The organism is Nitrospirota bacterium (assembly GCA_030684575.1).
In the GTDB taxonomy this organism is placed as follows: domain Bacteria; phylum Nitrospirota; class Nitrospiria; order Nitrospirales; family Nitrospiraceae; genus Palsa-1315.
The window spans coordinates 131,781-139,168 of record JAUXVD010000011.1 but is presented as its reverse complement, the minus strand read 5'-3'; the positions used below and the strand labels follow the sequence as shown (position 1 = coordinate 139,168).

Genomic DNA, 7,388 nt, shown 5'->3' with positions numbered 1-7,388 from the left:
AGGCCCACATCGCAGGATGTTTAGATACCTTGGATCGGAAGCGGGCCGAGGCTGTGTTTCGAGACCTGATCGCGCAACTCAAGTTCGCCGAGCGGGAAGGCCGTGAGGAGGATGCGCGGATATTGAACGCACAAGTGAATCAATTACGAATGTACAAGGCCGGTCGGTCTTCCACCGGGATGTTGTCTGTAGTGAAGGAGTAGTCATGTCGAAACCAGCGTTGCTCGGCGAAGTGAAAAAGCTAATCTTGATGGGGAAAGAGAAGGGCTTTTTAACGTATGACGAGTTGAATAGCACGTTACCTGCGGAAGTGGTGTCCTCTGAGCAGTTTGGCAGCATCATGACGATGTTCGGCGAAATGGATATCGAGATCGTCGATGCGCCGGAGGGGGAGCGGATTAAAAAGGCCCGGGATGCCGAGGAATTGAGTGATGACGCCGAGGGGGCCGACTCCGGAGCCGGTGCCGGGGATGAGAACGAAAAAGAGGAAAAGGATGAGAAGGACGAGAAGGAGATCGACTTAACTCCCGGCGCACTCAGCCGGACAGACGATCCGGTTCGACTCTATCTCAAAGAGATGGGCAGTGTGGCGCTCTTGAGCCGTGAGGGGGAAATCGAGATCGCCAAACGCATCGAAGAAGGGAAGAACAATATCGCGTCGGTCATCTATGGGATGCCGATGACGATCGAGTTCGTTCTCGCGCTGCGCGATCAGCTGAAGAACGGGACCATCGATGTGCGGGAGATCGTCCCGATCGTCGAGACCGAGGAAGAAATCGAGGAAGAACAAATCCAGCGGGACTACGAAGAGCTTCGAGTCAAGACCCTCGAAGGGCTGAACTCCGTCCGGAAAATATCGACCTCGCTGAAGAGTCTCTATGAAGTGGCGCGGACGGCCAACAGCGATCCTGCGAAACAGAAGAAGATCAAGAAGCAGATCGATACGATTCGCGATCAGGTCGTGGAGAAGATGGAGTCCGTCAACCTGCATGGCGTGTTGAAAGATCGGATGGTGCAGCGTGTGCGGGAGTTGGCGATCCAGATTCGTACGGCGGAGCGTGAAATCGTTAGTTGTCAGCGCCGGCTTGGGATCAGCGGCGAGGCCGGAGCGGAGGCCCTGAAAAAGCTGTGCCGCGACCGCAAAGATTTCCTCGCCGTCAAACGTAAAACGAGCTGTACTGAGGAAGCGCTGGAGGATATTAAAAACGTCTATCAGGCGGCGAAGGGCCGGATTCGAACGCTCGAGACCGAAGAGGCTCTCGTGTCCGCGGAAGAAATTAAGGATGCGGTGAAGCATCTTGATGTGGCGGAGGAGAAGGTCAAGCGCGGGAAAGCCGAACTGGTGGAGGCGAATCTTCGTCTCGTGGTCAGCATCGCCAAGAAGTATACGAACCGTGGCCTTCAGTTCCTCGACTTGATCCAGGAAGGCAATATCGGCCTGATGAAGGCGGTCGATAAATTCGAGTACAAGCGTGGCTACAAGTTCAGCACCTATGCAACGTGGTGGATCCGTCAGGCGATTACTCGTGCGATCGCCGATCAAGCCAGGACGATTCGTATCCCCGTGCATATGATCGAGACGATCAATAAGTTGATTCGGACTTCCCGCCATTTGGTCCAGAAGCTTGGGCGTGAACCGACGCCGGAAGAAATTGCCGAGCGCATGGATTTGCCCCTGGACAAAGTCCGAAAGATCTTGAAGATTGCGCGGGAGCCGATTTCGCTGGAGACCCCGATCGGAGAGGAAGAGGACAGCCATTTGGGCGATTTTATCGAGGACAAGAAGGCCGTGTCTCCTCTGGAGGCGGCGATCCGGTATGACCTCCAGCGCCAGATCAATAGCGCGTTAGAGACACTCACGCCCCGTGAGGAGAAGGTCTTGCGGAAGCGGTTCGGCATCGGCGAAGCCACCGACCATACTCTCGAAGAGGTGGGCCAGGATTTCGAAGTCACCCGCGAACGTATCCGGCAGATCGAGGCCAAGGCCCTGCGTAAGCTGCGCCATCCGAGTCGGAGCAAGAAGCTTCGCAGCTTCGTGGAAACACTCTGATGCCATGTGGGGCGTCCGTGAGATTTGACTCCGCTCTCTGTGCAGCCTAGAATCATCCGTTGTTGTCTGCGGGGCAGGCGCGACAGAGTCATCCGCCTGATCGGGCCCATAGCTCAGGTGGTTAGAGCGGCTGACTCATAATCAGCTGGTCCTAGGTTCAAGTCCTAGTGGGCCCACCAGCAGGGGCATAGAACTCAATAGATTGAGACCGTTGTGCAGAACAACAGCTAGAGGAGTGCGTTGAACCATAATCTTTCCCCCCTGATCGCGCTGCAAAAGTTAGATCTCCGAATCATGGAGATCAATAATCAACGTCGAAAGATTCCCGAACGGCTCAACGCGGTTGAGACTCCTCTTCGAGAGGCCACGCAGCTTCTCCTGGAGACCAAGGCTGCGTTAGAGACGACAGTCAAAGAGCGGCGGTCGCATGAAAAGGACCTCGAGGTTCACGAGGCCCATACTGAAAAGATGAAATCACGGTTGTCTGAGCTGAAATCCAACAAGGAATATCAGGCTCATCTGTTTGAGATCGAGGTGGCTAATAAGAAGAAAGGCGACTTCGAAGAAAAGATTCTGCTCTGTATGGAGAAAGTCGAGCAGCTACAGCAGACCGCCAAAGAAGCGCAAGAAAAGCTGGCCGTCGTCGAGAAGGTCTTTACCCAAGAGAAAAATATCTCTGACGAATTAGAAGAAAAGATTGCAGCTGAGCTAGCGGATCTTGAAGGACAGCAGCAAGCCCATTCTGCCCATGTCGAGAAGGGGCTGCTCAGGCGATATACGGCGATCAAGACGGCGGGGAAGGAGCAAGCCCTTGCTGAGATTAAAAATGGAACCTGTTCCGGGTGCCGCTTGCAACTCGCCCCGCAGCTGATTTCAGAAGTGAAGCGCTCGCAAGACCTTCAGACCTGCCCCTATTGTCGCCGGATGCTCTACTGGGATGGGCAAGTTCCTGTGGTGGCCCCTCCGGGGCCCGATCTCGATAAGAGTTCCATCCTTGAGATCGGCGAGTCGGTTTAGTCCGTTTTCCCCGGTACCGCCTGAGTCGTTTTAACGTGCAGCTTCGCAACCGACCCTAAGCGTTCTTCTCCATATTTCTTCACAATCATCCGTCCGGCCAGCTCAATGGCGGGTGATGCGCCATTGAGCTGGCAGCGTATTCAGAATCAGTCGCTCGTCGTCAAGCTGGTCTGCAATCGCGCGGCCGCACGAAACATTTTCTAGTAATGTCTCGAGCACTTTCTCATGTCCCCATGTCAGCAGGCGATTCAAGTCTCCGATCTTCGCATAGAGTTCGTTATATCATTGAGGGCCGATCGCGAGAATGCTGTGGGGTAAATCATCCGGATGTCTGGAGCCATGTCGAGGATACGTCCGTCGGAGATCTTCTTGCTGTCCCGAACATTCATGAGGGTTAGTTCGGCCTGCGTTGTCGCGTCGACGAAGATGGCGGCGATGACGAGTGGACCCAAATAGTCTCCCTTGCCGGATTCATCGATGCCGATCCGCGCTATCGTGGCCACAGGCCAGGTGCGCTGGTAGAGATTTTCATTGCGGCGCGGTAATCTAATAGAACCGCAAGGGACGGTCAATTTTCACACTCGTAGACGACGGGTGATTTGTAGGAGGAAGTGCGATGCAGTCATGGATGTCCTTCTTGCACAGAGGATTGTTGATGGTGGCGGGGCTCGGACTGCTGGTGGTCAGCGGGTGCGAGACGAATCCCTATACGGGTCGGTCACAGCTGCTTATTACATCCGTGCCACAAGAAATGCAGATGGGTGCACAGGCTTATAGTCAGGTGAAGACCGATCCCAAGCTTCGGCAGTCGCAAGATCCTCGAGAGATTGAGCCAGTGAAGCGGGTCGCTGCACGAATTATCGAGGCGGCGAAACGTTCGAAATATGCGGAAATGGCCCAGCAGTTTCAGTGGGAAGTGATCGTCATCAAAGATGATAAGACGATGAACGCCTTCGCATTGCCCGGAGGCAAGATTGCGGTCTATACAGGAATTTTCGCAGTGGCACGGACTGAAGCTGGATTGGCAGCGGTCATGGGACATGAAGTCGTGCACGCGCTTGCCCGTCACGGGGCCGAACGGATGAGCCAGGGGCAACTGACGAATGCGGCCTTGCAGGTGGCCGGAGCCGCGGCAGGGGCGGCTGGCGGCGGCGGGATGATGTCTCAAGCCGCCATGGCAGCGCTTGGTGCGGGTGCGCAGGTTGGCGTATTATTGCCGTTCAGTCGGAAACATGAATCGGAAGCCGACTACATCGGAATTCTTCTTGCGGCTGATGCAGGATACGATCCACGTGAGTCCGTGTCCCTCTGGGAGCGGATGGCGCAGTTGTCGGGCGGGGGTGGACCTTCAGAGTTCATGTCGACTCACCCGAGTAATGAGACCAGAATCGATCAACTGAAACAGTGGATGCCGGAGGCGATGGGGATTTTTCAATCGAAACAGGCTGCGCCGGCCTTGGCATTGCCGGTGCTGCGCTAATTCAGTGTTTGGGCAGGATACGTTTCCCCCTTGGATGGCAGGAGCATGAGAGGCCGGACTTGCATCCGTTGAGTCCCCTTTCTATACTCAGATCGCGCGAGGGAGAAGACCGGGTGATCGCTTGGGGCGGCAACGCTCTTAGAGGAAAGTCCGGACTTCATGGGCAGGGCGCTGGGTAACTCCCAGGCGGAGCGATCCGACACCAGCACCACAGAGAGCAAACCGCCGATGGCTAAGGCGATGAGGTACAAATCTTGTCGCTGCAGATCAGGTAAGGGTGAAACGGCGGGGTAAGAGCCCACCGCGGTGGTGGTAACATCACTGGCACGGTAAGCGTCGCCCGATGCAAGGCCAAATAGGAAGACATCTGTCGGCTTTCTTCGGAGAGTCGGCGACCGGCTGGCCCGGCCGAGGTCTTCGGGTAGGTCGCTTGAGGTTCGAGGTAACTCGGATCCCAGAGAAATGATCACCCCCGCTTGGGACCACATCCCAGACGGGACAGAATCCGGCTTATAGGTCTTCTCCACCGCGCTTTTTTTATCGCTCGACGGAGTTCTCCCTCTGTCACTTTCCCCGAGAACTGTTCGACCTCGTCGATGAGGACGACGGGAACTCTCGATCCATAACGTTCCATTAAAGCGCGATCGCCCTCAACTCCCACTTTTTTTGTAGTGATGTTCAGCTCTGCCTGGAGGTGCAGTGCGATACGGAAGATGACATTGCAGAGATGGCAGTCTTCACGGGAGAGAATGGTTACATGGACCGGCATATTCATAGAGTGCCGACTCAGGTCGCGTAGTATGGAACTGAAGGTATCACGTGGGGAGGGAGACTGTCAGCGAGCGGTGGGCGTGGCATGCCACACTATTGACGCGATGAAATATGTGATGCTAGGATCATACATCTTTATCCCTGATTTTTCAGAACGTTCTGACTGATCATGGGGTTCGTGTCCGGTCTATTATTAGGATAAGCCGCAACGTCGCCTATCGTGCCGATTCCTCCGTTCGGTTTTCACCGGCGGGATGGATGGAGGTTCTATCATGAAGCTCACAGGTGCTGAAATCCTTATCGAATGCCTCAAGCGAGAAGGCGTGAAAACGGTTTTTGCGCTTCCTGGCGGTGTCGTATTGAAGATTTTCGACATGCTCCACCAGCAGAAAGATATTGAGGTGGTCCTCACTCGCCATGAGCAGGGTGCGGGCCATATGGCGGAAGGTTACGCTAAGGCAACAGGTAAGGCCGGGGTCTGTCTTGTGACCTCTGGGCCAGGGATGACCAATGTCATCACGGCGTTGGCTGATGCCTATATGGATTCGGTGCCGATGGTTTGTTTTACCGGGCAAGTTCCGACCAGCTTGATCGGCAATGATGCATTCCAGGAGGCGGACAATATCGGCTTGAGTCGTCCTTGCACCAAGTACAATTTTCTCGTGAAGAATGTCGCCGATTTGGCGACGACGATCAAAGAAGCGTTCTACATTGCGACGACAGGGCGTCCCGGGCCGGTGCTGGTCGATATTCCCAAAGACGTATCGATGGATAAGGCGGAGTTTATCTATCCGAGCTCCGTCTCCATTCGGAGCTATAACCCGGTGTATGAAGGCAATAAGTGGCAGATCAAGCAAGCGGCTGAGGCCATGACGAAGGCGAAGAAGCCGATCTTGTATGTCGGCGGCGGCGTCATCTTCTCGGGTGCATCACAAGAGTTGCTGGAATTAGCCGAGCTGACTCATATGCCGGTCGACATGACCTTGATGGGACTCGGGGCTTTCCCCGGCGAACATCCTCAGTCCCTGGGTATGTTGGGCATGCACGGCACTTATTGTGCGAATATGGCGATGCACTATTCCGATCTGGTGGTGGCCATTGGGGCTCGGTTCGATGATCGTGTGACGGGAAAGGTTTCTGAGTTTTGCCCGCATGCCAAGGTCATCCACATCGATATCGACCCGACCTCGATTCGGAAGAATGTGAATGTCGATATTCCGATCGTTGGCGACTGTAAGACTGTGCTTCGCGAGTTAGTTCAGATCCTGCGCGCCACGGTGAACGGCGACCAACGCGAATTACGCAAGCCCTGGTGGAATCAGATTCGCGAATGGCAACAGGCCAATCCTCTCGCCTATCAACAGGCCGCTGATGGTCCGACCAAGCCGCAGTATGTGATCAAGCGGCTCTATGAACTGACGAAAGATCTGGACCCGATTGTGTCGACTGATGTGGGGCAACATCAGATGTGGGCCGCCCAGTATTTTAAGTTGGCCAAGCCGAACCGCTGGTTGACCTCGGGGGGGCTTGGGACTATGGGGTTCGGGTTTCCTGCCGCCATGGGGGCGCAGGCGGCATTCCCAGGCCGGTTAGTTCTCTGTATCGCTGGCGACGGCAGTATCCAGATGAATATGCAGGAGATGGCGACAGCTGTCGTGCATAAGTTGCCGGTGAAGATTATCGTGCTTAATAACCGGTTTCACGGAATGGTCCGTCAATGGCAGGATCTTTTTTACGAAGGACGGTATGCGTCGAGCGATCTGGAAACAACACCGGACTTTGTGAAGTTGGCGGAAGCGTACGGAGCTGTCGGGCTTCGGGCCAGCAAGCCTTCTGAGATCGATGATGTTCTGAAGGAGGCGATTGCCGTGAATAAGCCGGTGATTGTCGATGTGCCGACGTATCGATATGAGAACGTCTATCCGATGATCCCCGCCGGCGGTTGTAATCATGAGATGATTTTAGAAGATCCGCCAGCCTTGAAGAGTAAGCAGGCAGGATCCGGGCAAGTGACGCCGAAGGACTCGGATACGATCCTCACGGCCTAAACAGTGTCGGGAGTACAGATTG

Annotated in this window: 5 protein-coding genes, 1 tRNA gene and 1 other RNA gene; all 7 read left to right on the top strand. The window is 55.1% G+C overall.

Going from position 1 to position 7,388, the window contains the following annotated elements; all coding sequences use genetic code 11:
• Window positions 1-203 (top strand): hypothetical protein (locus Q8N00_09230; protein MDP2382976.1); only part of this gene is annotated, 203 nt, incomplete at its 5' end.
• A gap of 2 nt (window positions 204-205) precedes the next feature.
• The gene (rpoD, locus tag Q8N00_09225) at window positions 206-2,050 is read left to right on the top strand and encodes an RNA polymerase sigma factor RpoD (protein MDP2382975.1); all 1,845 of its coding nucleotides are present in this window, start codon (window positions 206-208) and stop codon (window positions 2,048-2,050) included.
• Between the two features lie 102 nt (window positions 2,051-2,152).
• A tRNA-Ile gene (locus tag Q8N00_09220) sits at window positions 2,153-2,229 on the top strand.
• A gap of 61 nt (window positions 2,230-2,290) precedes the next feature.
• Window positions 2,291-3,067 carry a C4-type zinc ribbon domain-containing protein gene (locus Q8N00_09215; protein MDP2382974.1) on the top strand — a complete coding sequence of 259 codons (777 nt, stop codon included), beginning with the start codon at window positions 2,291-2,293 and terminating at the stop codon, window positions 3,065-3,067.
• A 616-nt stretch (window positions 3,068-3,683) separates the two neighbouring features.
• Window positions 3,684-4,547 (top strand): M48 family metallopeptidase, encoded by an 864-nt coding sequence (locus Q8N00_09210; GenBank protein ID MDP2382973.1) that lies wholly within the window; start codon window positions 3,684-3,686, stop codon window positions 4,545-4,547.
• 101 nt (window positions 4,548-4,648) lie between these two features.
• Window positions 4,649-5,076, top strand: an RNA gene (rnpB, locus tag Q8N00_09205) — RNase P RNA component class A.
• Between the two features lie 514 nt (window positions 5,077-5,590).
• Window positions 5,591-7,366, top strand: a complete 1,776-nt coding sequence (gene ilvB / locus Q8N00_09200) for a biosynthetic-type acetolactate synthase large subunit (protein MDP2382972.1) — start codon at window positions 5,591-5,593, stop codon at window positions 7,364-7,366.
• Window positions 7,367-7,388: the final 22 nt, after the last annotated feature.

Coding starts and splice junctions, on each gene's coding strand:
- Q8N00_09210 (MDP2382973.1), top strand. CDS start 3,684: ATGCAGTCATGGATGTCCTTCTTGCACAGAGGATTGTTGATGGTGGCG.
- rpoD (MDP2382975.1), top strand. CDS start 206: ATGTCGAAACCAGCGTTGCTCGGCGAAGTGAAAAAGCTAATCTTGATG.
- ilvB (MDP2382972.1), top strand. CDS start 5,591: ATGAAGCTCACAGGTGCTGAAATCCTTATCGAATGCCTCAAGCGAGAA.